Source organism: Kitasatospora sp. NPDC041988 (assembly GCF_055588525.1).
On the sequence record NZ_JBVJCO010000001.1, the window covers coordinates 145,484 to 171,324 of the forward strand.

The window sequence follows — 25,841 nt, forward strand, 5'->3', positions numbered from 1 at the left end:
GACCGGCTTGAGAGCCTCGGTGGGCCGTCTACCGGACGGGGCGTGCGGGCGGCACCGTGGTCGGCAGCACGGCAGCACGGCAGCACGGCACGGCACGGCACGGCACGGCACGGCACGGCACGGCACGGCACGGAACAAGGCAAGGCCGCCCGGCGGTGAGGGCGGTCGGAGTTCGCTGATGAGGTGGTGGAGTCGGTCGGTCGGCAGACGAAGGCTTCTGCCTCCGAGTCCGGCTCCAGGCGCCGGCCACCCGCACAGTCCCCCGATCCGGCCGCAGGGGAGCCCCGGTGATGTCCACCGCATCAGAGCCCGGGCAGCCGCAGGAGCCCGAGCCCCTGGGGCAGGTGGTGCGGGCGGAGAACGGCTTCGCCTACGGGGCGATCGGGGCGGACGTCCACGTCTCCGGCGACGGCGTACCGCTGTACCTCCTGGAGAACTGGCGCCCAGCACCGCGCACGGACCCGGAATTTCTGCGAGAGCTGCCCAGCCGGATGCTCAACGCCCGCTTCGCCGTTGTCGACTTCACCGGCCGACAGCAAGAGCTCGCCGGCCTACGCCGCTGGCGCCAGGAAGGCCCCCGGCTGGCCGCCCGCTGGCTTCACGCCCCCGGCGGCGCCGGCAAGACTCGCCTGGCCGCCAAGTTCGCGCAGGAATCACTGGCGGACGGATGGAAGGTCATCACCGCCACCCATGGCCCCGGCACCGTCCTGCCGCCCCCCGGCAGTCAGGATCTGCGCCTCGACGGTGCCGCCGGCCTCCTGCTGATCATCGACTACGCCGACCGCTGGCTCCTGACCCACCTGACCTGGCTGTTCGGCAACGCGCTACTCCAGCAGTCCGCCATCCGCACCCGCATCCTGATGCTGGCCCGCAGCGGCGACCCCTGGCCCGCCGTCAGCGGGGTCCTGGCCAACCACCAGGCCGGCACCTCCAGCCGGCTGCTCCCGGCACTGCCCGACAGCGATGACGGGGCGGGGGAGCGTCTGGAGATGTTCACCGCTGCCCGCGACGGCTTCGCCGCCCGGTACGACACGCCTGCCGTCGGCATCGGCCCACCAGGGCCCTTGGACCACCCGGACTTCGGCCTGACCCTGGCCGTGCACATCGCCGCCCTCGTCGCTGTCGACGCACACGCCATCGGTCGCCGCCCGCCGCGCGACATGGCCGGCCTGACCAGCTACCTCCTGGACCGCGAGCACCTCCACTGGCAGCACCTCTACGGCGATGCGACCCACGAACTCACCCCCACCGTACGGAGCTTCACGACTCCGCCGGAGGTGATGAACCGGACGGTCTTCACCGCTGCCCTCACCGGCCCGCTCGCCCGCCCCGCGGGTACAGCGGTCGTCGAAGGCCTCCGGCTCCCGACACCGGCCGCCAGGGTCGTCACCGACCACACCGTCTGCTACCCCCCGGCCCACCTCGCCCAGGGAACGGTCCTGGAACCGCTGTACCCGGATCGTCTCGCGGAGGACTTTCTCGCGCTGACCCTGCCGGGCCACGCTGCCGCCTATCCGGCACAGTCCTGGGCCGGGCCCACCGTCACCGCCCTGCTCGCCCGCGGTGGTGAGGGCACACCCGCGCAGTGGATCCCACGGGCGATCACCTTCCTCACCGCTGCGGCGGAACGCTGGCCCCACCTCGGCCCCACACACCTCTACCCACTGCTGCGAGCGGATCCCCTGCTCGCGGTCACCGCCGGAAGCACCGTCCTGACCGCCCTGGCCGGGTTCGACGACGTCGATCCCGCACTCCTGGAAGCCGTCGAGGCGCACTTTCCCGCCGGAGGCCGCGCCGACCTCGACATCGGCATGGCCCATCTCACCGACCGCCTGGCCCAGTACCGCCTGTCGCGGACCGACGACCCCGCCGGACGGGCGGCGATCCGCTTCAACCTCGGCGTCCGCATGTATCACGCGGGCCTCTACCGGAGAGGGCTGGACGCCGCCGAGAAGGCGGTGGACGGGTATCGCTCACTGCAGACGGACGATCCCGTGGGTGATGAGTCCCGTCTCGCCATGTCGCTCCATGGCCTCAGCCGGTTTCAGGCCACCTTGGGCCAACGACGGAAGGCCCTGGCGTCGACGGAGGAAGGCATCGCCATCCGGCGCCGTTTGGCCGAGGCCGACCCCACCGCACCCGAGCCCGCCCTCGCTCTGACGCGCTCCCTGTTCGAGCTCGGGGTGCGCCTGTCAGAAGCGGGCTGGTGGCAAGAGGCGGTGACAGCGACTGAAGAGGCCGTGGCGATCCGTCGACGGCTGGCCGAGGCCGATCCCACGGCCCATGAGCCCGACCTCGCCCGCGCGATGCATGTCCTCGGTGACCACCGACGGCAGGCGGGGCAGCAGCAGGAGGCCCTTGCCGCGTACAAGGAGGCCGTGGCAACCCGGCGGCGACTCGCACGGTCCGATCCGGAGGCCTTCCAAACCCTCCTCGCCCACTCACTGCATGACGTGGGGGCGATGTCGGTGCTGATGGGGAGGCTGGAGGAAGCCCGGACCGCCCTTGAGGAGGCGGTTGCGATCCGCCGCCTACTGGCCCGAGCCGAGCCGGCGCGGTTCCAACCAGACCTCGCCTTTTCCCTGGTAGGGCTGGGAACTGTCCTCGGCTCCCTGGGGTGGTTCACAGCCGCCTGCGCTGCCGCCGAGGAGGCCGTCGCGATCCGCCGGCGACTGGCCGCCGCCGACCCCGCCTCTCATCAGCGCCACCTCGCCGCCGCGCTGCACAATCTCGCCAGTCTCCGGCGGGGGTCGCCAGTTCTCGGGGACGTACAGCGGCGTGCCGCCCCCGAGGACGTGGATGTCGGCGCCGATCACCCGTAGGCGAACCCGCCGGCCGCGGCGACGTGCTGGGAACTCACTGCGTGCCGCCGGGCTCCCGGTGAACGATCACGTTCCCGCCCTGCGCGGCGAACACCTGCGAGTGATCGTGGGCGACAACGTGCTGGACCCACTGCTGCTCGGCGTCGGGGAGCGAGCTCCGCATTCGCTGCGTCAGATCCCTCAGTTCACCGGCGAGTTCGGGATTCTCTCGCAGCAGCTCCTGGAGCCGGAACTGCCAGCCGGGCAGCAGGCTGCGCCGGGCCAGCTCCGTATCGTCGGCCCGCGCCACCAGGGCGGCATCGCCGTCCAACTGTGCCGCGGCCAGGGCGATGTGACCGCCGGGATCCGGCGCAACCTCCTGCCCGTTCTCCCCGGCGTCCGCGGGCCCGTTGCGTCCGAAGAGTCGCAACACCCCGGTCCGGGTGGTCTGCCAGGCATCGGTCGCCATCGCCCCGACCAGAGCCGTCGATCCGGCGGTGGCCAGCGCGACCAGTGACTCCGCCAGCATGCTTCCGCCGATCCCCCGAGTCCGTCCTTGGGCTTCCATGGTGCCATCGATTCCGTTGTCACGGACAGCGGTTGCGCGGACTCAGGGCGCTCGGTGGCGGCCGGCCGCCTCCTCTCGCAGCGAGGGGCGCGGCCGCCGGCAGGGGCGGGCTCGTCGCACGGTGCCGGGGGCCGACGGGCGGCGGCCTGCGTGACCCCGCGACTCGGACTCGTCCGCCGGCCCGACGGGTCGGGGCCGTGGCCCGACCGGAGATCCGGACCGGCCCGCATGACGGCGATCTTGAGGACGTAGATTGGGCCCATGCTGGAGGGGACGCAGGCTGCGGCGACAACGCGGTCACGGGGGAAGCTGAAGCGAGGGCGGCACGCCGCCCCGAAGCCGGGTGCGGGCAAGGGCGGGCTGATGCGCTCGTCCATGGTGATGGCCGCGGGGACGATGGTGTCCCGCGCGACGGGACTTCTCAGAACCGTCCTGCAAGCCGGGGCACTTGGGACGGGGCTGCTGGCCACCACCTACAACCAGGCCAACGTCGTACCGGCGAGCCTGTACTTCCTGCTCATCGGCGGAGCCCTGAACTCCGTACTGGTACCGCAGTTGGTGAGGGCCAGGAGCGAGCACCCGGACGGCGGACGCGCCTTCGAGCAGCGCCTGGTCACCCTCACGATGTCCGTACTGGGGATCGGCACGCTGCTGGCGGTTTGGGCGGCGCCGCAGATCATCGGCCTCTACCAGCGCGACACACCGGCCAACCACGAGGCGTTCCGGCTGACGGTGGTCTTCGCGCGCTTCCTGCTCCCGCAGATCTTCTTCTACGGGCTGTTCAGCATCCTGGGCCAAGTGCTCAACGCCCGGGACAAGTTCGGCGCGATGATGTGGACCCCGGTCCTCAACAACATCGTCCTGGTCGCCATGTTCGGCGTCTACCTCGGCATGATGACCGCCCCGGGCTCGGTCCAGGACATCACCCGGACCGAGGTCACCCTGCTCGGCGCGGGCACCACGGTGGCCCTGGCGGTCCAGGCGCTCGCCCTGATCCCGTTCGCCAGAGCCGCCGGGTTCCGCTTCCGCCCACGCTTCGACTGGCGCGGCACGGGCCTGGGCAAGAGCATCGGCGCAGCCCGCTGGACCCTGCTGTTCGTCCTCACCAACCTCGTGGCGAGCACCGTGGTGACCCGCTACGCCTCGGCCGCGGACACGGCACTGCCCAAGGCCGGCGTGGGCTTCTCCGCGTACACCTACGCGCAGACCATCTGGTCACTGCCGCAGTCGGTCATCACCGTCTCGCTGGTCACCGCCCTGCTGCCGCGCATGAGCCGGGCCGTGGCCGAACACCGCCTGGACGACATGCGTGACGACCTCTCCCGGGCCCTGCGGGTGAGCGGCGTCGTCATCGTTCCCGCCGCCTTCTTCTTCGTGGCCCTCGGCCCGGAGACGGCGCAGGTGATCTTCGCGCACGGGCACGCCGATCCCGCGTCCATCGTGCCTCTGGGCCACATGCTCCAGGCCTTCGGACTCGGCCTGATCCCCTTCTCCGCGCAGTACCTGCTGCTACGCGGCTTCTACGCCTTCGAGGACACCCGGACCCCGTTCTGGATGGCCGTGTGGATCAGTACGACCAACATCGCCCTGGCGACCGCCTGCCATCTGCTGATGCCCCCGCGCTGGGCGGTCACCGGCCTGGCGGGCGCCTATGCCGCCTCCTACGCGATCGGTCTGCTCGTCACCGCGCAGCTGCTGCGACGCCGCCTCGAAGGCCGGCTGGACGGCAGAAGGCTGTGCCGCACCTACGGCAAGCTCACCGCCTCCGCCGTCGCAGCCGGGGCGCTCGGCTGGTTCGTGGCCCGCTGCTGCTCCGCCGCCGTCACGTCGGCCGCATGGGCACCCGTGCTGGGCCTGGCCGCAGGCGGCATCGCGATGGTCACCCTGTTCGTCCTGCTCGCACGAGTCCTGAGGATCGGCGAGCTGCGGCGCCTGCCAGGGCTGGGATGAGGCGCCCCGGGCCCGGCCGACAGGCGGGCCGGGGCCGGGGCCTGGCGGCGTCGAACGGCGCCCGGCTGTGGTGTTCGCCGGGCGGGCGGGTCAACCGGCGGGCTGTCCGGGCCGGCCCGGTACCCAGAGCGGCACGGGGCCGCCGGGCGGCATGCACCGAGCGGCCTGTTCCTCCAGCCACCGGTCGGCCCGGCCCGGGTCGCCGTCGCTCACCTCCACCAGCGCGGTCGCGGCAGTCCGGGCACAGGACAGCAGGAGCGCGAGGGTGTCCTGGCGGTGATGCCGCTCGCGGACGTACGCCTCGCACCGTTCGGCGATGCGCCGGTCATGGGACTCCCGGCCCGCGGCGGAGTGATCGCCGCCGGTGGTGATCGCCTGGATGCCATGCCAGACAAGGGCAAGCGCGGCAGGCTCCGCCGGGTGCGCGGCATCCGCGCGCCGCGCCTGGTCACGGGCCTCGGCCGACCGCCGGCCCAGCCATTCCAGCGCCGCCGGAGCGTCCTCCTCCCGGGCCTGGAGCACCAGCTCCGCGGCCCGGGACACGACCGACCGCATCACCGCTCCCGCCGGCACCCGCAGCCCCGGCGCGGCCGGTTCGGCGAAGGCCAGCCACGTGTCCGCGAACGAGGCCGCCCGTATCTGCCACACCCACGCCGGCGCCCCTGCCGCCTCGCCCAGCCACTCGTCCGCGGCCAGACGAACCAGACCCACAGCGGAAAGCCGGACCGCATCCGCGTCCAGCCCGGCCCCCAGCAGCCGTCCACTCCTCAACCCGCACCCCCGTCAGCGGTCATCATCTCGTGACGCCACATCCCACCACATCGGGACGCGAACGAACCAGACAGAGCCGAGTGAGACCTGGGACACAGACCCGGTGATGCGCTCCTGGAAGGCCGAGCCGCAGGCACGGGGGCACCGGACCGGCCACGGACCTGGGCCTCAGGCCCGCGAGTGATGGATCACGGGTTGTGGCCGATGGTCTCGCGGATCCAGCTCCGCGTAGGCGGGCGCATTGCCGTGGAGACCAGGGCCCTGCGAGCAGGGGACGCCGGGGGCGGAGTCACTCCGACGAGTTCCGGCGCCCGCCTCGGTGCCCCGGACGGTGCAGCCGGAATGCCGCCGGTCGCCGCCGATCCGGACGATCCCGTCGAGCTTCACGTCCGGCTGCGCCACGCGGTGGGCCGCGGTCAGCACCCACTGCGGATCGATGAGCGACGCTCCGCAGACACCGTCGGCCGGATCGTAGGCCGGGGCCGACATCGGGATCGACGCCATGAACGGATGACGCTCGGTGGAATCCGTCCCGTTGACGATCGCTCCGGCACTTCCGGCCGGCATGGTGGTGCTTAGCGCGGCGCCAGGCCGGCGACGGCGACGACACGCGCCGCCCGACGGCGGATCAACTTCCGCAAGGAAACGGCCCTTTCCTCGGGATATCCGGACGTCCCAGACTGTTCGTTCGGCGCCCGCCGGACCATCCGGGCAACCGGCCGGTGCGCGGTAGGGACAGCCCCACGTCCCGACGGGCGCTGTCCCTACCCGGACTGACGGTACGGAAGACTCGGGTGCGGTCTGCCCGCGGCCGGCCCATCCGGTACGGGCGCGTGCACCTCGGCATGCTCCGCGAGGGAGTTGGCAGGCCGGGCGTGAGCATCGCCCGGGGTGCCGACGCCGCTCGCACGGCCGGCCGTCACCCCGTCTCTTCTCTCAGCCGCCGCCTTCGATCAGCTGCCGCCTTCGATCAGCCGCGACGGGAGACGGCGACGCCGGCCAGGCAGAGGGCGCCGCCCGCCAGGGTCAGCGTTGCGGGTGCCTCGCCGAGCAGCAGCCAGGCCATCAGCACGACCAGGGCCGGCACCGAGTAGGTCATCGCACCCATGCGTGCGGCGGTCGTCCGGGAGATCGCGTAGGCCCAGGTGGTGAACGCCAGCGCGGTCGGGAACAGGCCCAGGTACACCACGTCGAGCGTCGCGGACAGTGGCGCGGCCGCCAGGTCCGATACCAGCTGTGGAGCGAACGGCAGGCAGGCCGCCGCGCCGATCAGACAGCCGAACGTCGTCACCTGGAGTGCGGTGGCGTGCCGTAGTGCCGGCTTCTGGCTCACCACTCCTGCCGCGTAGGCCACGGCCGCGAGCAGGCAGAGCACGATGCCGAGCACCGAACTGCCGCCCCCGCCCGACATGGAGAGGCCCACCACGACCGCCCCGGCCAGCGAGACCGCCATGCCGGCCAGCAGTTTGGGCGGGAGGCCCTCACGCAGCAGCCAGCCGCCCAGCAGGGCGATCAGCACCGGTCCGATGCCGACCAGCATGGCCGCCGTGCCCGCGTCGACCTGCTTCTCGCCCCAGTTCAACGCGACCATGTACAGACCGAACCAGAGCACGCCCGAGGCGGCTATTCCCGGCCAGGCCGGTCGCGGGGGCAGGCCCTCCCGGCGGTACACGAGCAGTCCGAGCAGCGCCACCGCCCCCACCAGCAGCCGGCCGAGCGCGAGCGCCCCGGGCCCGAAGTGCTCGCCCGCACTCCGGATCGCCACGAACGCGGACGCCCACAGCACCACTGTCGTCGAAGCCGCCGCCAGCGTCCTGCCGTCCGTCGGGGCCACGCCCGTCGTTGAAAGATCCATGCCGGAGAACCTACGGCCTTCACCGTTCGGTCCCCACCGAAATACGACCGGTACCGGCGCTCCCCGGCGCGGCCCCCGTTACCGGGTTCGGCCCTCGCCCCGGGTGTCGTTCTGGGTGCCGCGCTCCTCGATGAAGTGCTTGAAGCGACGCAGGTCGCCCCTCACCTGGCGATCGAGCACACCCAGCTTGTCGGCGGCCTTCTCGGCAAAGCCGGTGGGCTGGAAGTCCATGGTCATCCTGACGCGCGTGTGGGTCGCATCGATCGGCTGCAGGGAGACCATGCCGGTGTGCTTCACGTTCTCGCTGCTGGTGCGCCAGGACACGCGCTCGTCGGGGACGCGTTCGATGATCTCGGTCTCGAACTCACGGGACAACCCGGCGATCTTCGTCCTCCAGTGGGCGTGCAGGTCGTCCAGCTGCCTGACCTCCTCCACGCCCTCCATGAACTCCGGGAAGCGCTCGAAGGTCGTCCACTGGTCATAGACGACGCGGACCGGCATGTCCACGTCGATCGACTCCTCCACCCTGCCCATCGCTACACCCACCTCCACACCGTCCGGACACCCTGCCGACGAGCGATCTCCCGAGGCGGGGAATCCGCCGACAGCACCACCACGAATGTCCGCCCTCCGGCGGTCGACGGCAACCCGCCCGCCCGGCAGCGGGCGCCGCCGTGCCGCCGCGCAGGCGTACCACCGTGTAGACGGCCGACTTCAGGGGGATCGACCGGCGCCTGGGACAAGGGAGCCCAAAGGCCGGCGAGCGCGAGACCCTGCCGGCCGTGTTCGAGGTCGAGCCCGGCCTGGTCGCCGACCGGGCCGGCCAGCCGTTGATCGGCGACAGGAACTACCGGTACCAGGTGCGGATGGCGGTGGCGGTTTCGCGTACGTCCGCCTGCCCGTCGCGGATGCGGGCGGCGAGCTCGACGGCGTGCTTGGGTTCGGCGGTGACGATCACGCCGGAGGCGCTGAGGTAGGAGGCGGCGACGACGGCGGCGAAGTGCTCATTGGCGAAGTCCAGCGCCGGAACGCGGATGAGCTGGTGCATGAGTGCGGCCGCCCGCTGGTGCACGCCCCCGTACACCGGCACGTCCATGACCTCGTCGACGTGGCGGGCCACCGCGGCGGCCAGGGTGCCGTAGTCCGTGACGTCCGGATCGGCCGGCAGGAACTGGTGGGCGATGTCGAGCAGCCAGGCCCGGTCGACATGAAGGATCACGCCGCGTCCGCCGTCCCGGGCCGGGTGACGCCCTGCGGGTAGGGGCCGAACTCGGCCTCGAACGCCGGTGCCCAGGCCTGGGAGAAGTGTGCGGCGGCGGTCAGGAACCGTTCACGCCGCTCGTCGGCCTCCTCGGCCAGCACTTTGCGTGCGTATTCCGGCAGGCTCATCCCGGCCGCCTCCGCCCGCTGTTCGAGGGCCTCGTGAACGGTGTCGTCCAAACGCACATTCAGCTGCTTCATACCTCGCAGCGTAGCGATGCGTATCGGCCGCTACAACACCGCCACCGCTCCGCTCCTCACGCCACTGCCCCTGCCTCGTTCGGGGTGGGAAAGGTCGCCTTCAGCGGTGACCGGCCTCCTCCACGCCCGGCGCCGCCCACCCGCGCCCCGGCGTCCCTCGGGAAGACCCTCGGGGCGCCGGTGCCCGTACGGCTGCGCCGATCTGCCCTTTCGGTACACGCTTTGCACGCGCTCCTTCCGCTGCGGGTGCCGCTCTGACAGCATCGTCCGCTATCCGGTGGCGGAGCGTCGGTGCCGTCGTCCCGTCCGACGGAGGACCGTGTGACCAGCCCCGCCCGCAGCCGTACCCCGTCCGCCGGTGCGGCCCGTACCGCGCCCACCGGCGCTCACCGGCCTGCCCCGTGGGTACGGACCAGGCTGCGTACGGCACCCTGGGCCGCGCTGCTCACCGCCGTCCTCGCCTTCGCCCTGGTGTTCCTGGCCGCGGCTTTCCCGAGGGCCTTGGACCGGGGCACGGATGCCGCGCTGCGCGATTTCCTCCACGACCGCGGCCCGTTGGAGACCAGTCTGCTGGCCACCGCCGCGCCCCCGCGTGACCGGGGCGAGAGCGGCGCCGACCTGGAAGCCGTGGCCGCCGAACTCCTCGCCCGTACCGGTGCGGGCTTTTCCGTGGCGTCCTCCGGACCGGTGTTCGGCGCCCAGGCCGTCGGCCGTCGTGGGCTCACCAACCCCGGGCTGGACCGCCCCGACGGTCACTCCCTGCCCACCTTGCACCTGCTCTACCTGCACGGCTTCGCCGAGCACACCACCCTGGTCGCCGGGAGCTGGCCGAGCGGCGCCACCCCCGACGCCCCGATCCCCATCGCGGTCAGCCGCGCGGCCGCCGAGACCATCGGCATCCGTCTCGGCGACGTCCTCGGGGACGGCTCCGGACCGGCGGAGCAGGTCCGGGTGGTCGGCCTCTACACCGTCACCGATCAGGCAGACCCGTACTGGACCGACCTCCCCTGCACCGGCCGGGCCTGCCTGGCGCGCTCCCTCGTCGAGCCGTCGGTCCGGTACTGGCACACTGCGGCGGTCGTCGGTGGCGACGACCTGCGTGCCCTCGCCACCTGGGGCCAGCAGGCGCGCGACTTCTGGCGGCTGCCCGTCGACACCGACGCCCTGCGCGCCGACCGGCTGCCCGAGGTCCGACACGACGTCGCCGCCTATCTGACCGGGCCGACGGCCACCCAGCTGATCGCCGCGACCGGACGCCCGGACCTGTCGACCACGTCCCGGCTGCCCGGTCACCTCGACCGGGCCGTGGCCCGGCAGGCCGCCGTCGCACCGCTGGCCCTGATCGGACCGGCGGCCGTCGCCGGAATCGCGGCCGTCGTCCTCGCCCTGGCCACCGCCCTCACCACCGAACGACGCGCCGCCGAACTGCGACTGCTCCGTGCCCGCGGCGGCTCCGGCCCCGGCATCCTGCTGCGCCTGTGCGGTGAGGGCGCGGCAACCGTGCTCCCCGCCGCCGTGGCGGCCACCGCGCTGGCGCTCTGGCTGCTGCCCACCCCGCGGTGGACGGCGGCCGTCACGGCCGCGCTGGTCACCACCCTCTTTGCGCTGCTCGCCGTCCCCGTCCGGGCCTCGCTGCCACCGAAGCGCCGCCACCCCGGCAGGGCCGCGCGACGGGGACGGCTGATCGCCGAACTCGCCGTCCTCGCCCTCACCGCCGCCGCCGTGGCCGGCGTCCGGCGCCGCGGCGCCGCACCGCCCGCCGACGGGCCCGACCTGTTGCTCCTCGCGGCGCCCCTGCTGATCGCCCTCACCACGGCGGTGCTGCTGGCACGACTGCTGCCCGCCCTCGCCGGCGCGCTGGCCCGCACGGCCGTGCGCAGCCCCGGGGTGGTGGGCTTCCTCGGCCTGGCCCGCGCCGCCCGGGGCAGCGACGGCCGGCGCCGCCCCTCCACACTTCCGCTGCTCGCCCTGGTACTCGCCGTCACCACCGCCGGGTTCGGCGCGACCGTGCTGGACGGCGTCGGCCTCGCACGGCAGCGGGCCGCCCGGATCGCCGTCGGCGCGGACGCCTCCGTCGCTGCGCCCACCGGCCGCACCCTGCCACCCGACTTCGGCCCGGCCGCCGCTGCCCTGCCGGGGGTGACGGCCGCCACCACCGTGCGGCTGGAGAGCGAGGCGTTCCTGCTCGAAGGCGTCCCGGGGGTCGGTGCCGGCGTCGACCCCAATGCCACCCAGGTCACCCTGGTCGTCGCCGAACCGCAGGCGTACGCGCGGATCGCGCGCACCGTCGGAGCGGGCACGTTCGACCCGGCCGCACTCGCCGCCCCGGCCGGTCCGGTCACCGGAGCGCCCACCGTCCCCGCCCTGTTCAGCGCCGACCTCGCGCGCCACCTCGGCCCCGGCGGCCACCGGCTGCGCCTGCCCAGCGGCGGCGAGGTCGTCGCCGTCCGCGCCGGCACGGTCGACGCCACCCCCGCACTGCCCGGCGCCACCCGGCCCTTCGTCGTCCTGCCGACCCCGGCAGCCACCGCCGTGCTGCCGGAACTCGACCGTGCCACCGACTGGTTCGCCGTCGGCCGCGTCGACGAACCGGCCCTCGCCCACCTGGTCGGCCAACTGTCGCCCTCGGTCCTCGCCGACCTCGACGCCCCGACCCCGCCACCCGGGCCGACCGCCTCCGCAGCCCTGGTCGGCAACGACCCCGACGCCCTGCGCAGCGGCTACCTGACGCGCACCAGCGCCGCCGTCACCGCCGACCTCGCCAACGACCCCCTCCAGCACGCCGCCGGCCGCCTCTTCCGCCACGCGGTCACCGCGGCCGGGGCGCTCGCCCTGCTCGCCGTCCTGCTCACCCTGATGCGCGCCGCCCCCGACCGGGCCGCCCTGCTCGTCCGGCTGCGCACCATGGGCCTGCGGTCCCGCCAGGGCCTCGCGCTCATCCTCGCCGAGACGCTGCCGCAGACCCTCACGGCCGCGGTCGGCGGCGCCCTCGCCGCGCTGGCCGCCGTCGCGCTGCTCGGGCCGGCCTTCGACCTGTCCACGCTGGTCGGAGCCCCCGCCCCGGCCGGCCTGGGCCCCGCGGCCGGCCAGCTCCTCCTCCCGGCGGCGGCCCTCGCCGCGCTGACCACGCTCGCCGTCCTCGCCGAGGCGCTCACCGGCGGCCGCCGCCGGCTCGCCACCCACCTGCGGGTCGGCGACCGGCCCTGACCGGCGGGTGCCTGTCAGTGCCGTTGCCTAGGGTGGCCGCTGGGACGCGCGGAGATCATGACCCGCGCTCGGAGGGAGGGGTTCACGCCGTGGGTGACGGTATTCAGTGGCTGGTGGATCGCGATGACTGGTGTCACAGCGTCGTCTTCGCCCGGGGCATCACGCCGGAGGAGCTCGCCCTGCGCATGAACGGTGTGCCGGGATCCGTCCTGTCGCCGATCACCGGCACGGAGGCATGGGAGGTGGTCCTGGACGACGGGACGGATGACGAGAACCTGGTACGCGTCGGCGCGGACGGTGGGTGGTCCTTCGCCCTGGAGTACGGCGTCCCCACCGGGGTGGACCGGCTGGCCGAAATTTCGCGGGACGGGGTGGAGGTCGTCCACCTGGACCCTCAGCCGGACCATCCGCCGAAGCAGTTCGCCTACGCCGGTGATGGGGTGAAGATCTGTTCCTTCGGCATCGGCGAAGAGGTCTGGCGGTGGGGCCGGCAGCCGGACTTCCTGCTGGCCGAACTGGTGCGCGCCGGTGTGCTCCAGCCGAACGGCGAGTCCGCCCGACCGGATGAGGAGCTCTCCGGGAGCGGGGAGCGTGCCACGCTGGCGATGCTCGAGTCCCGGTTCGGCCTCGCTCTGCCCCGTGACGTGGAACAGCGGCGACTTCCGGCGTTCGTGATCCGGTGAGCCCCGAACCGAGGAGCGCATCCCTGCCGCCACCCCGCTCACTGAGAAGTCGGCCTCGGCCTGGCGCTGTTGGGCCGTGGCCTCGGAGGAGTCCGGCTGCCGGGGGGAGGGCGGGCGGGGGCGCGCCGGGTGTGCGGGGGCCGGTCCCGGCGGTGGGTGGGGCCCTCGGGCATGACATGGTGTCCGTGAAGCCGTCAATCGGCACCACTTTTCCAGGAGGTCCTGTATGAGCAGCGACGTAGCGTCATCCGAGAACCCCGAGAACCCGGAGAGCCCGGAGGCCGTCGAGGCTGCCGCGTCCGGCGCCGGGGACGACGTCAAGGCCCGGTTCCTCGCCGCGCTGGAGCGCAAGCACGGCGCCAAGACCGATGGCACGGCCGGCGGTCCGAGCGGTGACTCGAAGATCCACGGTGCTCACGGCGCGGTGGGCGGCAAGCGCAACTTCCGCCGCAAGAGCGGCGGCTGATCACCCCGGCCCACCTCACGGGAGACGCCCGTCCGGGTCCTGGGCGGGCGTAGCGCGGGTACGGCGGTGCTGTGCGCGGCGTGCGGGACAGGCACCGCAGCGGGCCGGGCGGGCGTCTCCCGCCCTGCCCGTACCTGCCCCTGCCCGTACCTGCCCGTACCTGCCCTGCAGCGTGCGGGCACCAGTGACCGGCCTCTCCTCCCGGGGCCGGCGGCCGCCGGCCCCGGGGCGCGCCCCACCGGTCGTGACCGGCGGCGGTTCCAGTGCCGTGACTGTCCGACGTGCCCGCCGGTTCCAGCCCTTGGGGCTGCTTCCCCCGGCCGGGCGGTGGTGTTCCTCCGTCGGGGTACGAGGGTCATCGCCTCGCGGGTGCACCCGTCCGGGCGAACCAGAAGGGGCCGGCCGCCGGCGGACGACCGCGCGGTGCTCGGGCCGTCGCAGGACCCGCCCGCCCGCACCCGCCGGGAGCAGACCGCAAGGCGGCCGGCGGGCCGGGCGATCTTGCCCACGAGTCCAGTGCCGTCGCCGGCGAACGACGAGGCGACGACCGCACCGTCCCGGGAGAGCAGGCCGGCCCGGCAGGCCGGGCGCTTGGCCAGGATCAAGAAATGCTCAGACCCAGTGCCTTGGCGCCCTGGCCGGGCCTAGGCTGTCAGGACGAGGCGCGCCGGTTCTGTCCGGACGCCAGGACTGAGGGGGAACGGATGAAGAGGATCACCGGAAAGCTGCTGTCGATGCTGCGCTTCGTCGTCGGGGCCGGCAGGAGCCGGAGCGGACGCCCGTACTTGCCGGACGTCGACAACTACCGGCAGACCTCCGGCTCGTTCCCCGGAGGCCTGCCCTTCTGACCTGTCGGCCGGCCGGCGCTGTTCCCGGCGATCACATGCGGAGCAGGATCCCGGGCGCCGCGGCCGTGACCACACCGGCCGCGGCGGACACCCCGTCAGTCGTGCCGGTCAGCGGCCCGGCTCCGGCGGCGGGAACACCGCCGGAGCCGGCCTCCCCGGTCATGGTGATCAGGGGCCGGGACTTCACCACCCTGCCCCTCGCCCCGGATTACCGGCCACCAAGCAACCGGCGGGTGAGGCTCGCGGCGTAGCGGCGCGTGGGGGCCCTTTCCCCGGCCCGTCCCACGGGGGCCGCCCGCTCCGCGACGCCGCCGCTGCGGCTCGCCCCGTCAGGTGCGGGAGACGGTGATGCAGCCGAGGAACAGCACGATCAGCAGCAGCGCCTGGACGGCGGCGGTGACGGGTCGGCGGAGCAGGGCGGCCGTCGCAGCGGCGGTCATCAGGAACAGTGCGAGGCCTCCGACGACCAGGGTCACGGCCTGGCGTTCGGGACGGCCTTCGCGTCCGAACCCGCTGAGCATGATCACGTATGCCCCGGCCACGGCCAGCGTGGCCTCGACGAACACGAGGAAGAGAGCGGTCACGACGTCGCGCGCGCGGCTCGGCCGGCCGGCTCCGGTGGCAGTCATGCGGGCAGGATGCCGCCGTCCCGGGGTGTGGCGCCTGAGTACGGGTACTCAGACGCCGCCATCCGAACGGGTGGGGCCCGGTCGGGCGAGCACGTGATCCACCTCTTCGGTGGCCGGACCGACGCCGCTACCTTCGCCGCCTCGCTCGATGCCACCCTTGAGCCCGAGGATCTGTAACACCCCCGCTTCGGCTGTGACGGTTCGAATCCGTCCTCGCTGTGACTTCAACGGATAGTTTGCGAGTCCGCCTCCTGCGACCTGGGGTTGCGACTTGTAGTTTGCGAGCTGTTGCGAGCGTTACTTTGCGAGGTGCCGTCCGGCGATGGTGACCGTCGGTGTCGACGTACGCGTGAGCGTGCTCAGCCGCGTACGAGTGAAAGGGCTCTGTCGCTGATCTTGTGATGGCTCCGCCTGCCCGGCGTGCGTCGCCCCCAGCTTCTCTGCGTCATGGTCAGTACTTGTAGTAGTGGTGGGGCCAATGTGGATCGTTCCAACGGGCGGGCCCGGTAAGGCCGATCAGCCTCAGACGTTGGAGCAGGTCGTCCGGGGCGTTGTGGGCGGCCAGCCGGGCAGGGGCGTGACGGGTGAGCCAGGCAGTGAGGACGGCCACCATCTCGTCCTTGTTGTCGTGCCAGGTGCTCCAGGGAAGCTCGTCGACGAGCAGGTCGTAGTCCCACGTGTCGACGGCCTTGGCGAGATGCCGGTCGGCCATCGGGTGCTCCAGTACCTCCCAGACCTCGAGCCAGGGCTCCAGCTCGCCGGATGCCTCGACGCACAGGACGAGCGTCTCCTGCGCGCCCGCGACGGGGTCGGGGCTGACCAGGCTGTAGGCCCAGAACGCGTGCAGGAACTCCCGAACGGCCGAGGCCTGCTCCCGGGGCCATTCCTGCCAGCGGCCGCGGGCGAACGACAGGCCGATTTCGTCCCGGTACCGGAACGACTCCGACCGGCAGTCGACGACGGCGGCCGCGAGCTGAGGCAGGACACGGCGGAGCACCGCGCCGTGATCGCTCCAGTCGGGGGCCTGCCAGGACCGCCGGAGAAGGTCAGGATCGAGTTCGACACCCGGCACCTTGAGGAGTGCGAGCTCCTCGGCACTGCCCCAGTGGCACGGGCAGTTGTACTCCTTCGGGTGCGCCGTCGCGCCGTGGAAGACGACGGCAACGGCCTCCAGGGCCGCGTCGAGACGAGTCCGCGCATGTCGCGCGTGCGAGTCGGTCATAGGCGTTCGCCTTCAAGGACTCCGCGGGCCTGTGCCTGGCGAAGATCGCTACGCTACAGGTAGACAGGCCGGTATGACGAGCAAGGCCGCGTCCTCCCCGCGGTGCACCGTCGGTTGCCGACTGATGCCGTCACAAGATCAGCGACAGAACCAGTGAGAGTGCCCAGGACCTTGGAGTGCTGAAGGCCCTCAACCAGCCCCTTCACCACCACGAACCAATCTCCACCAACGGCCCAGCTACTGGCTGAAGAATCGCCTCGCTGCCATCGACACCAGCAGTCCGATCGCCGAGAGCCGCAGGCCGACGGCCCGCTTCACGGGTGCGGGTAGTACTCGTCCCAGAACGCTTCCTCGGCCTGTTCGACCTGTTCGACAGACAGGGCCCCGGGGAGAGTCCCGATCGCCCGTTTTGATCACGGGACGTTGCGGAGGCGGGAGGTCCGTACTCTGCCTCCGGCCCGGAGGGTTGGCGATGATACGGTCACCGTAGGGACGGGCTACGTAGGTCGCCGCCAAACACATGGTGTTTGTGCTTGTGGGGTTTGAGGATGGGGGAGGGCAGGAGAGTGCGGTCCTTGCTCCCAGACCTGAACCGTTCTGCGGTCAATGCGTTCTTGACCGCCGTGGACGAGGTCATGAATAGCAATACCTTTCTGCTCAAGGTGCGCACCGAAGCCCCGGTCACCCGCGAAAACTTCCATGAGGTTCTGAGTGCGTTCGTCCGCGACCGACTGTTCCACGAGATGATGCTTGACGCGGACCAGGAGCGCGACTGGTGGATTTTCCACGAGGTGCCGTGGGAGACTCCGGACCCTTCGTTGGCGAACTCCTCGGGTGCGGACCCCTGGCTGGTGCCCCGGGATTTCTGCCCGACCGTGGAACCGATGGACGAAGCGGGCTTCCTTGCCCGTCTTCGGTGGATGCTGTGCGAGGCGTACAGCCCGCATCGTGGCCATCTCGAAGATGAACGCGCTGCAGCAACGATTGGGTCCTTCTTGCGTGAGGTCTTCGGCACCGGCAGCCGTCCCCCTTCCAGCCGAGGGACCGCAGGACAACCGTCTCTGCATGGTTGGTCGTTCGCCGCCGTCAAGCCTGACTTCCTGCCCTCAACCGAGTACTACACCGGGAAGCCCTGCCCCGACCTGGCCTACTTCGATGGCGGAGACTCCGATTCCGCCACGCTCGTTTACCGGGACGATATTTTCTTCCTCCTTCTGACGAACGGATCACCGTAGGCCGCAGACCCTTTTCAGAGTCCGTGGGGAGTCCCGACTACCCGTTTTGATCACGGGATTCCGTGGAGGGCGAGAATGGCTTCAGGCTGGGTGTGAGCGCGTCGGCCGCTGGCGATGTTGGCCCAGCCGGCCCGATGAAGGCTACTACGGGCAAGGTCGCGTAGCGCGCTCATGACGGCGGGGGTGTGATGGTGGCGAACCTTGCTCGCGTCCTCGGCGAAGGTGACGTCCTTGGTCCAGTGGACGGTGTTCTCGATGATCCAGTGGCCGCGGGCCCAGGCCGCGATCTCGGCCGCGCCTGCCTGGTGCGCGGACAGGTCGGTGACGGCGTAGACGGTCTCGGTCTGCCATCTCTTCGTTCCGATGCGGCGCCGCTTGCGGTGGATCCGCACGACCTGACGGGCGTGGGGGAACAGCAGCCCCTCGACGCTGCAGACCTTCACCTCGCGAACCTCTTCCCGGCCGTGCCCGCGGTCGCGGGAGCGGTGAAGGACAGGTACGTCCTTCCAGGGCAGCGTCCTCAACTGACCGGCCAGAGTTGGCTGGTTGTTCTTTACCGACAGCAGATAGTGGGCCCCTCGGTCCGCGACGAGGTAGCGGGCGTGCTCCTTCTGCGCGTGCAGGGCGTCAACAGTGACCACGGCACCGGCCAAGTCCGCATCGTCCATGGCATCCAGCAGCGGAGCGAACTCGGGGATTTCGTTCGTCTTGGCGCCGATCTCGCGCAGAGCGGCGGTGAGGGCATCGCCATGACGGACGGCGGTGATGACGAAGGCCCTGCTGCCATCGGCGCGGACGGCCCCGCGCAAGCACTTGCCGTCCACCGCGAACGCCTGGCGCCGCGGTGGTGGCTGCCCGCCCGTGCGGCACGCCGCCCGCTGGGTGCGGCGCTGTTCACGCTCAGGGACGCCGTCAGGGGCGAGCCCACCGGCAGGCGTGCCGGCCAGCGCGGCCAAGCGCGCGAATCCGGCCGCGGTCAACGCGCCCGGGTCCACGCGGGCGAACACGTCGCGCAGGGTCCGTTCGCCCGGCGCCCGGAAGCGACCGGCGAACGGATCGAACGGACAGCCCAGACGGGCCAGTACGTCCTGGTCCAAGCGGCGAACCCACTCGGCAATCGCCGTCAGCGAGTTGTGCCCCGCGCACGTCATGGCACATACGCCCACGGCGAGCAGCGTCACCAGCTTGAATCGCACCCCGCGCCGGTCGCGCGGATCGGGAACCCGTGCCAGGGCATCGAGCAGCCCTGGCGGCAACGCCACCGTCCCGGCGAGAGAGAGTGAGGGCGCCGCTTTCAGCGCACGAGGCGTAGCGGATGATGAAGCAACGAGCACGGCAACTTTGCGGATCTTGAAGCGTAAACAACTCCATGATCCACAAGTGCCGTGCTCGCCTCATGTCCAGCACCCCTCCGCGCTCTACGCGATCAAACGGGACAAACGCGACTCTCCCCGGGGCCCTGGTTCGACAGAGGTGAACCAGTGGGTTTCGAAGTGCTCCGCGAGGGAGTAGGGGTGCTGGGGGTCGGTCAGCATCCGATGGATGAACTCCGTCGAGGAGCAGTCGAAGCGTTTCCAGGGGTCCCACTTGTCGGCGCGAGCGTAGACCGGCCACGCTTCCGGGTCCGGGTCCTCGACGAGCCAGCAGAACGAATGCTCGGCTGAAGTCGCCCACTCGAGGAGCCGGGTCGTGGGCCCGGAGGGCGGAGCGGGTGCGGAGAACTCGGCGTGATCCGCAACGATCAGGTCCAGATCCAGGCCATCTGATCCCGGGACGCAGAGGTTGAGGGTGTCATCGAAGGTGCCTGCGCCGAATGCCTCGGCCAACAGCTTGTAGTCCTGGGGAAGGCGCAAACCGAGCTTCCTCTCCACGGGCTCCCAGTCGACCTGCCTCCGGCCCCCGCGCCAACCGGTCAGTGCGACCAGTTCCTCGGCCCGCGGCGACTCGACGGGCGTCGCTGGAGCTGCCGAGTCCGGAATGCCCAGAGCATTGACAACGGCGGCCAGATCGGGGGCACCGCCTCTCGCGCCCTTGAACAGGCCAACTCCGAGCCACTTCTGTCCGACAGTCCACCCGTACATCTCGATGACCTGGTCGGCGAGAACATCGGCGAGCGGCGGACCCGGCAGGCGTCGGAGCGATGGATCCATGAAGCCGTCGAGGGCGACAGTCTTGGGTGGCCCAAGTCGCGAACTCAGGGCAACCACGACCGCGTTCAACTCCGCAGGTCCACGATCGCCGGCCGCGAGCTGGACCAAGTGGTAACGGTGATCTCCCCGTCCGCTTTCCTGGGCGGACCCTTCGTCCGGCAACGACCCGGCCAGGAGATCTTCGATCACGGCGATATGAGCAGTGCTGTCCACGGCAGGGAGTAAACCTCATGAGGCGGACACTGCTCGCGAGGGATGCGGCCGGGCTCACGGACTGAGCACGTTCATCTGTACTCGGCTGAGCACTTTGACGGGTACGTGGACAGTCGGTGATGGATCAGCCTGTTTGAACGACCTGGCGGCATGACTAGGCTGTGGAATGGATGCGCGGCCTCGAATCGAAGGGGTGCCTGCGCAGGGATTGCTGAATGACTGCGCGGCGGGCAAGTGTGGCTTCCTTGTCCAGGAGCTTCCAGGTGGCTCCCCAGCGCTTGTCGCCGCGGTCGGGGCAGTGAGGGGCGAGCCGTCCGAGCTCCTGTATGAGTTCCTCGTCCGGAAGGCTCAGCATCTGGTCGGCGACGGACAGGACCGCGGCGGCGCCGATGGATGCACGGGGCAGATAGGTCCAGAAGACGCCTTCGTCGCGCGGCGCGCTCTGGACGGTGAAGCCGGGCAGCAGCGTCTCCTGGGTGGCCAGGTGCTCGTCGACGGCGGCTTTCTGGTCGGTGGTGACCATGTCCGCCATTGCCGGCCAGGTCGCGAGGGCGATCGCGGTGATCGTCTGAAGGTCGGCGAAGGTCGCGAAGGCGTCGTCCGGCGTGGTTTCCTCGTCGAGTAGGCGGTCGAGGCGGGACTGCAGATCTGCGAGGTTCTGCGGCAGGGGCCGCAGCGGCGTGTCGGCTGGCTGCTCGAGTCGGTGGCCGCAGATCACGCCGGGCCGTCCGCGCTCGGCATTGTTGCGGCAGGCGGCCGGGTGGAGGCCTTCCAACCCGGGATTGCCGATCAGGACGAGATGGTGACCGGGCCAGGCCCCGTCGAGCGCGAGGCCGGACGGCCGGCGGCAGCCGGGGCACTCGTGTTCCAGAAACACGTGGTGTTTGACGCAGGCGAAGCTGGTGGCCAGGCGCCAGCGGCGAAGCCATGGACCGCCGTGCCGCTGTTGGACGGTCGAGCCGTCTCCTGCCAGGCAATGGGGGCAGTATCGGCTGAACGAGGACAGGATCCAAGGCGGGGCAATCTGGCGTGGCTTGGGCAATTCGTCCGGACCACCGGGCGAGATCAGCGCGTGGGCCGCCGGTGGGAACCGGCCGGCGAGGGGGTGCAGGGTCAGCTGGTCGACGATCTGCGCAGTAGCCCCGATGATCCGGGCGAGTCGCTCGCGCTTGCCCGGGTCGATGAAGAACAGGCGGCCGCTGGGGGCGAGGGTCGTGGTCGGCTGGGCGCCGACGAGGCCGAACCGCCAGAGGATGTGTCCCGGGGGCAGGTGGAGGCGGTGGCCGAGGCGGAGCGCGAAGCCGGGCAGCGACTCGTCCGGCAACGGGATCAGGCATCTGGCCATGCGGTGGTCGGGGCCGGGCATGTCAGCCTGCTGGGCCGGCCGCCGAGGCGGGGCCGTGGTCGTCGAAAACGGTGTTGCGGCCGCGGCGCCGGCGGGCAGGTGTCCGCGGAGCTGCAGCCGGCGGTGTTGGATCTACTTCTTCCGGGGCCAGCTGCGGGTCGTCGCGGCGGATCACGATCTCGTCCAGCGTGCCTTCGTCGAGCACTTCGCGGCCGCTGTCCATGGCTTCCTGGCAGCCGTCCTCGATGAGACGGCTCAGGAGCCCGACGATGCCGTTCGTGCGGCGCATCAGATACTCCGGCATCGTGCCCTCGGTCAGCATGCCCGGCTTGGCGTTCAGCAGCCGCAGGTGGACCTCGATGCCGCGCAGGTGCTGCAGGAACACATTGATCTGCTCGCTGGTGGTGTAGCGGAAGCGGTCCATCTCGACCAGCTCGAAGCGGTGCTCGGTCTGGGTGGGCTCCAGGCCGTTGACGCGGGTGGACTCCAGCGAAGGCAGCACCCACTGCTGCTGCCGCGCGCTCCACTTCGCCTCGCGCAGCAACCCGGTGCTGGGGATGTTCACCCCGGTCAGGATCAAGGTGACGCCCAAGCTCATGAACGCGCGGATCAGGTCGAGCACGTCCTGGTCGTCGGCGCGGTGCATCCGCAGCCGGCTGATGTCGTCCAGCACCAGCGCGCGGACCCCGTGGTCCCGCAGCGCGTCGGCGACCAGCTGGACCAGGCGGGGCAGCGTCGCCGAGGCGCGCATGTCGGCCCGGAAGAACCGCAGGATCGCCTGGCAGGTGCTCTTCGGGGTTGCGGTGACCGGGGTGGAGACATAGACGACCGGCGCGTGCAGGTCGGTGGTGCCGGGAACGGCGGCCGGGTTGAGGAAGTCGTGCAGCTGCAGCCAGGAGTCCTCGAACGCCGCGCAGACCGCGCTGACCGTAGCGGTCTTGCCGTAGTGGCCGAAGCCGCTGACCATCACCCCCGCCAGTGTCGGGTCGTCCATCTTGAGCGCGTTGCCGTGCAGTCGGCGCTTGATCAGCCGGGTTACCTTCGCCGCCATCGGGGTCTGCTGCAGCGGCAGGTTCACGTTCGTCAGTCGGCGGAACATGTCGTAGTCGAACCGGCGGTCGACGGGCAGCACCGCCCACTGCTTCGGGGTCAGTCGCGGCGGGGGCAGCAACTGGCCGCGGGTGAGCCGGTAGTGCTGCCAGCCCTCGAAGGTGTCGCGGTGCAGCGTGGGCCGCAGCACGAGTTCCGCGAGCCGTTCCCGCGACGGCCACTGGTCGTGCGGATCGTCCGATCCGGATGCCGTCACGTGTTCTCCAGGGGGTCGTCGGCCTGGTCGACCGGGGCGTGGGCGGGAAGGAGGAACAGGTTGCCGCGCAAGGACTCCTCCAGCAGCGGCGGAGCCGTCAGAGCGGCGGGCTCCGCGCTCTGGCGCCGTCGGCGGCGGTCGGCATCGACCGCCGTCCGGACGGTCCTGGCGTGCCGCTCCCACGGCTGCGGCATCGCCGCAGGCGCCGGGACAGCGTCGGGCTGCGGCCGGTCGGCGGCCGCGGCCTGGGCCCGCGTGTGCTCGCGCGAGCGGGCGGCCCGGCCCTTCTTCCCGGCCTGGCTCGGCCAGGCCGCGACCGGGGTGACCGAGCCCAGCAGCCCCAGCAGGACCGGCAGCAGCTCGGCGTCCGAGCGCGGCGCCAGCCCGGCCCGCCGGGCCTGCGCGAGCAGGTCGGCCGCCGTCTTGTCGGAGAACGCGGGAACCTCGCCCTCGGGCGGCAGCCCGTTCCACCGCAGCGTGTGCCAGACCTGGTGGTCGTCAGGGTCCTGGAAGAACACGGTGCGTCGGTCGCGCCGGTCGCTGGCGACCGCCCACTTGCCCGCGTGCCGGCCGCCGCGCTCCGACGGCAGCAGGTAGCGGGGCTGGTCAAGGACCGGAGCGTGATACCAAAGCCCGAGGATCTTCACCCCGCGATGCGGGTGGATCTTGACGTGGTGCCGGCGAAGCAGCCGGTAGTAGAGCTCCGGCTCGGGGATCCGCAGCGAGAAGCCGCCCTGCTGCATCGCCGCCGCGAACAGCGAGTTGGGGCTGTGCCGCTCGCCCGGTCCCCAGGCCGGGGCGTACTCGCCCAGTTCCCTGGTCTGCCAGACCTTCACGATCCAGGTGGCGATCAGGTGTTCCATCTGGGAGAACGTCAGCACCGCTTCCGCCTCCGGATCGTTTCCGCGGTCGGCGACGTCCGTTCCGGTGAACCCGAGCAGGTGCTCGAAAAGCAGCGTCTTGAACGCGGAGAACGCGCGCTCGACGGCGAATTTGTCGGTCGGACGCAGAGCCCGGGCAGGCAGGACGTTGCAGCCCAGCTCCCGCTCCGCCGCCACCAGGTCGTGGCTCTTGTAGGGGCCGCCGTGGTCGGTGGTCACCGTCTCCGGGGTGAAGAACGGCAGGGCGGCGACCTCGTGACCGGCGAACTCGGCCACGATCTCGGCGGGGACGCCCGGATAGGGCCAGGCCATCTCTTCGCCCCAGCCTGGACGCATCGGCAGCGGCAGCAGCACGTCCCGCAGGAGCATGGCGACGTCGACCGACTGATCCGCCTGCGGGGTCAGCCGGAACGCGGGAACCGAGTGCGTGAACAAGTCCAGGCCGAGCGTCAGCGTTGCGCTCACCGGCTCCCCGAACACCGACTCGCGCAGCATGACCGGCAGCGGAGTGGAGTCCAGCGCCAGCACCTGACCCGGCCGGTGGACCACCACCCGGCCCTGGACGCCCGCCTCCTCCGCCGCCGCGGCCGACCGCAGGTAACGCTGTCGGCCGCCCTGCGGACCGAACCACTCCTCCCAGACCGCTGCCAACGTGTGCCGGCAGGGGACCTTCTCGGTCGGGAAGTCGGGAAACCGCTCCGCGACGTACTGGTGCAGTAGACGGTGCTTCGCGCTCATGCTGATCCGCGAACGCCCTTCGCACTCCTTGCGGACTGCGAAGACCGCCTCGCGAATCTCTGCGGTGATGCTGCGGCGCGGACCGCGCCGCCGGGTCCACCGGCCGTCCGCGCAGGCCGCCAGCAGATCCTTCGGCGCGACCGTAGAGAGCCCCTGGAGCGTGCGCAGTCCCAGCCCGGCAAGTCCCAGCATCGCCGCCTCGCCGGCGGGCAGTGCCTGCAACTCGGCGACCTTCGCCCGCCGCCGCTCGGTCAGCGTCGTGGTCGAAGGATCGTAGGCAGGCCGCGGCTCGCCCGGCCTGGCCAAGGACGCGGCGCCCTCGCGGAACCCGGTCACCGCCTCCCGGACGTGCTCGGCCCGCAGCCGGGCCCGTCGCAGCTGGTCCTCCGTCAGGTCCGCCGGGCCCGCGGGCTGGACGCCCGTTCCCGCGGCCGGTGCGGGCGCGGGCCGGCCCGGTCGGGCATCGGGATGGTTGACCAGCCAGGCGAACGAGCGGACCTCCGCCCGGCCCTCCTCGGTGGCCAGCGTCAGCCGCCCGAACTGCGGCTCGATCCCGGTGATTGTCCACTCGACGCCGTTCAGCACCACCTGCCCGCCCGCCGCCAGGTCGAACGACTGCATCACAGGCCGCCGACGCGAGTGGGCCAGACCAGCGAGGCGTCGCCGAGCGGCCGACCCAGATCGACTCCCAGGCGCCGGTGCCAGAGCAGATGCGTTGCGTGCGCGCGGGCGACGGCCGACAGCCTGGTCGTCGCCACCAGCTCGCCGAACCGCAGCGGCGCCGCCGCGAGCAGTTCTCCCTCCAGACCGAGCCGATCCGGCAGCGGACGGCGCTGGGACGACAGGTGGTCCAAGCCGGTCAGCACGTGCTCCCGCCAGCCGGCCACCACCGAATAGCCCCAGCCGCAGGCCGCCGCTGCCTCCCGGGTCGCGGCGAACTTTAGTCGGTCCTCCGGCTTGATCAGCCGCTCCGGGCGGACGTCGAAGAGCCGTACCCTGCCGCCGGGCATCACCGCCAGGAAGTCAGGAACATGGCGCGACCGTCCTCCCTGGTGCTCGAAGTCCAGCTCGAACGGCTGCGGCAGGACCTCCAGGACGCCGACGAAGTCCAGTCGATCAGCAGGCGCTGTTCCTCCAGCGACTCGAAGCCGTGGTGCCGCCCCGTGGAGACCATGAACTGCAGCCCCGGCCGGTGCCCCTGCCGAGAGCGCCACGTGAACCTCCGCACCGGTCGCGACGCCGACACCGGAGCCGACGCCATGTCCCCGAGCGGCCACGAGACCTCAGCCCCGCCGACGAGCCACGTACCGACCCAGCGACGCAGCCAGCCATCGGCCAGCCGGAGACGATCCCGCTCGGCGGCATCATCCGCGTACGCCACCAGCAGATCGTCCACGCCGCACACATCGGACCCGATCAAGGCCCCAGCTGAAGAAACCACCCGTCCACAGCACCATGGCCACACACCTCAGCACCGCCAGAGACCGCACATGACCACTACTCAGCGTGACT

Annotated in this window: 24 protein-coding genes; 7 read left to right on the plus strand and 17 right to left on the minus strand. The window is 71.7% G+C overall.

Annotated elements, in window-relative coordinates; all coding sequences use genetic code 11:
• The first annotated feature begins 290 nt into the window (after positions 1–290).
• The gene (locus ACZ6NC_RS00530) at positions 291–2,822 is read left to right on the plus strand and encodes a tetratricopeptide repeat protein (protein ID WP_465727404.1); all 2,532 of its coding nucleotides are present in this window, start codon (positions 291–293) and stop codon (positions 2,820–2,822) included.
• A gap of 34 nt (positions 2,823–2,856) precedes the next feature.
• On the opposite strand, the gene ACZ6NC_RS00535 is transcribed toward ACZ6NC_RS00530, so the two are convergent.
• Positions 2,857–3,330 carry a hypothetical protein gene (locus ACZ6NC_RS00535; protein WP_465727406.1) on the minus strand — a complete coding sequence of 158 codons (474 nt, stop codon included), beginning with the start codon at positions 3,328–3,330 and terminating at the stop codon, positions 2,857–2,859.
• A 300-nt stretch (positions 3,331–3,630) separates the two neighbouring features.
• Here ACZ6NC_RS00535 and murJ point away from each other — a divergent pair, with 300 nt between their 5' ends.
• Positions 3,631–5,319 (plus strand): murein biosynthesis integral membrane protein MurJ, encoded by a 1,689-nt coding sequence (murJ, locus tag ACZ6NC_RS00540; protein ID WP_465727408.1) that lies wholly within the window; start codon positions 3,631–3,633, stop codon positions 5,317–5,319.
• Positions 5,320–5,409: 90 nt separating this feature from the next.
• Here murJ and ACZ6NC_RS00545 read toward each other — a convergent pair whose 3' ends face one another.
• From ACZ6NC_RS00545 to ACZ6NC_RS00570, 6 genes are all read right to left on the minus strand, one after another.
• Positions 5,410–6,030, minus strand: a complete 621-nt coding sequence (locus tag ACZ6NC_RS00545; protein WP_465727410.1) for a hypothetical protein — start codon at positions 6,028–6,030, stop codon at positions 5,410–5,412.
• Positions 6,031–6,258: 228 nt separating this feature from the next.
• Entirely contained in the window at positions 6,259–6,594 is a 336-nt protein-coding gene (locus tag ACZ6NC_RS00550) for a trypsin-like serine protease (protein WP_465727412.1), read from the minus strand.
• A gap of 466 nt (positions 6,595–7,060) precedes the next feature.
• Positions 7,061–7,945 (minus strand): DMT family transporter, encoded by an 885-nt coding sequence (locus ACZ6NC_RS00555; protein ID WP_465727414.1) that lies wholly within the window; start codon positions 7,943–7,945, stop codon positions 7,061–7,063.
• Positions 7,946–8,023: 78 nt separating this feature from the next.
• Complete coding sequence (locus ACZ6NC_RS00560) at positions 8,024–8,479, minus strand: SRPBCC family protein (protein ID WP_465727416.1); 456 nt, start codon at positions 8,477–8,479, stop codon at positions 8,024–8,026.
• Positions 8,480–8,792: 313 nt separating this feature from the next.
• Positions 8,793–9,164: a fic family toxin-antitoxin system, toxin component gene (locus ACZ6NC_RS00565; protein ID WP_465727418.1), complete on the minus strand. Its 372-nt coding sequence runs from the start codon at positions 9,162–9,164 to the stop codon at positions 8,793–8,795.
• Positions 9,161–9,406 carry a plasmid mobilization protein gene (locus ACZ6NC_RS00570; RefSeq protein WP_465727420.1) on the minus strand — a complete coding sequence of 82 codons (246 nt, stop codon included), beginning with the start codon at positions 9,404–9,406 and terminating at the stop codon, positions 9,161–9,163. The genes ACZ6NC_RS00565 and ACZ6NC_RS00570 overlap by 4 nt, the downstream gene beginning before the upstream one ends.
• A 321-nt stretch (positions 9,407–9,727) precedes the next feature.
• On the opposite strand from ACZ6NC_RS00570, the gene ACZ6NC_RS00575 reads away from it, so the two are divergent.
• The 4 genes from ACZ6NC_RS00575 to ACZ6NC_RS00590 all read left to right on the plus strand — a co-directional run bounded on the left by ACZ6NC_RS00575 (position 9,728) and on the right by ACZ6NC_RS00590 (position 14,610).
• The gene (locus tag ACZ6NC_RS00575; RefSeq protein ID WP_465727422.1) at positions 9,728–12,613 is read left to right on the plus strand and encodes a hypothetical protein; all 2,886 of its coding nucleotides are present in this window, start codon (positions 9,728–9,730) and stop codon (positions 12,611–12,613) included.
• A gap of 113 nt (positions 12,614–12,726) precedes the next feature.
• Positions 12,727–13,296 (plus strand): DUF6461 domain-containing protein, encoded by a 570-nt coding sequence (locus ACZ6NC_RS00580; protein WP_465727424.1) that lies wholly within the window; start codon positions 12,727–12,729, stop codon positions 13,294–13,296.
• Between the two features lie 226 nt (positions 13,297–13,522).
• Complete coding sequence (locus ACZ6NC_RS00585; RefSeq protein ID WP_465727426.1) at positions 13,523–13,762, plus strand: DUF5302 domain-containing protein; 240 nt, start codon at positions 13,523–13,525, stop codon at positions 13,760–13,762.
• Between the two features lie 704 nt (positions 13,763–14,466).
• Entirely contained in the window at positions 14,467–14,610 is a 144-nt protein-coding gene (locus ACZ6NC_RS00590; RefSeq protein WP_465727428.1) for a hypothetical protein, read from the plus strand.
• A 31-nt stretch (positions 14,611–14,641) separates the two neighbouring features.
• On the opposite strand, the gene ACZ6NC_RS00595 is transcribed toward ACZ6NC_RS00590, so the two are convergent.
• The 3 genes from ACZ6NC_RS00595 to ACZ6NC_RS00605 all read right to left on the minus strand — a co-directional run bounded on the left by ACZ6NC_RS00595 (position 14,642) and on the right by ACZ6NC_RS00605 (position 16,461).
• Positions 14,642–14,797: a hypothetical protein gene (locus ACZ6NC_RS00595; RefSeq protein ID WP_465727430.1), complete on the minus strand. Its 156-nt coding sequence runs from the start codon at positions 14,795–14,797 to the stop codon at positions 14,642–14,644.
• A gap of 142 nt (positions 14,798–14,939) precedes the next feature.
• A complete protein-coding gene (locus tag ACZ6NC_RS00600) occupies positions 14,940–15,239 on the minus strand; it encodes a hypothetical protein (RefSeq protein ID WP_465727432.1) in 300 nt (99 codons plus the stop codon).
• A gap of 451 nt (positions 15,240–15,690) precedes the next feature.
• Positions 15,691–16,461: a hypothetical protein gene (locus ACZ6NC_RS00605; protein WP_465727434.1), complete on the minus strand. Its 771-nt coding sequence runs from the start codon at positions 16,459–16,461 to the stop codon at positions 15,691–15,693.
• A gap of 575 nt (positions 16,462–17,036) precedes the next feature.
• Between ACZ6NC_RS00605 and ACZ6NC_RS00610 the strand changes: the two genes are divergently transcribed.
• Positions 17,037–17,696 carry a hypothetical protein gene (locus ACZ6NC_RS00610; RefSeq protein ID WP_465727435.1) on the plus strand — a complete coding sequence of 220 codons (660 nt, stop codon included), beginning with the start codon at positions 17,037–17,039 and terminating at the stop codon, positions 17,694–17,696.
• 50 nt (positions 17,697–17,746) lie between these two features.
• Here ACZ6NC_RS00610 and ACZ6NC_RS00615 read toward each other — a convergent pair whose 3' ends face one another.
• From ACZ6NC_RS00615 to ACZ6NC_RS00645, 7 genes are all read right to left on the minus strand, one after another.
• Positions 17,747–19,030, minus strand: a complete 1,284-nt coding sequence (locus ACZ6NC_RS00615) for an ISAs1 family transposase (RefSeq protein WP_465727437.1) — start codon at positions 19,028–19,030, stop codon at positions 17,747–17,749.
• An 84-nt stretch (positions 19,031–19,114) separates the two neighbouring features.
• The gene (locus ACZ6NC_RS00620; RefSeq protein WP_465727439.1) at positions 19,115–20,059 is read right to left on the minus strand and encodes a hypothetical protein; all 945 of its coding nucleotides are present in this window, start codon (positions 20,057–20,059) and stop codon (positions 19,115–19,117) included.
• A gap of 154 nt (positions 20,060–20,213) precedes the next feature.
• Positions 20,214–21,425, minus strand: coding sequence for a TniQ family protein (locus ACZ6NC_RS00625; RefSeq protein WP_465727441.1), 1,212 nt, complete (start codon positions 21,423–21,425; stop codon positions 20,214–20,216).
• Between the two features lies 1 nt (position 21,426).
• Positions 21,427–22,710 (minus strand): TniB family NTP-binding protein, encoded by a 1,284-nt coding sequence (locus ACZ6NC_RS00630; protein ID WP_465727443.1) that lies wholly within the window; start codon positions 22,708–22,710, stop codon positions 21,427–21,429.
• Positions 22,707–24,950 (minus strand): transposase, encoded by a 2,244-nt coding sequence (locus ACZ6NC_RS00635; protein ID WP_465727445.1) that lies wholly within the window; start codon positions 24,948–24,950, stop codon positions 22,707–22,709. The genes ACZ6NC_RS00630 and ACZ6NC_RS00635 overlap by 4 nt, the downstream gene beginning before the upstream one ends.
• The gene (locus ACZ6NC_RS00640) at positions 24,950–25,339 is read right to left on the minus strand and encodes a hypothetical protein (protein ID WP_465727447.1); all 390 of its coding nucleotides are present in this window, start codon (positions 25,337–25,339) and stop codon (positions 24,950–24,952) included. Before ACZ6NC_RS00640 ends, ACZ6NC_RS00635 begins: the two co-directional genes overlap by 1 nt.
• Entirely contained in the window at positions 25,339–25,725 is a 387-nt protein-coding gene (locus ACZ6NC_RS00645; RefSeq protein WP_465727449.1) for a hypothetical protein, read from the minus strand. The genes ACZ6NC_RS00640 and ACZ6NC_RS00645 overlap by 1 nt, the downstream gene beginning before the upstream one ends.
• Positions 25,726–25,841: the final 116 nt, after the last annotated feature.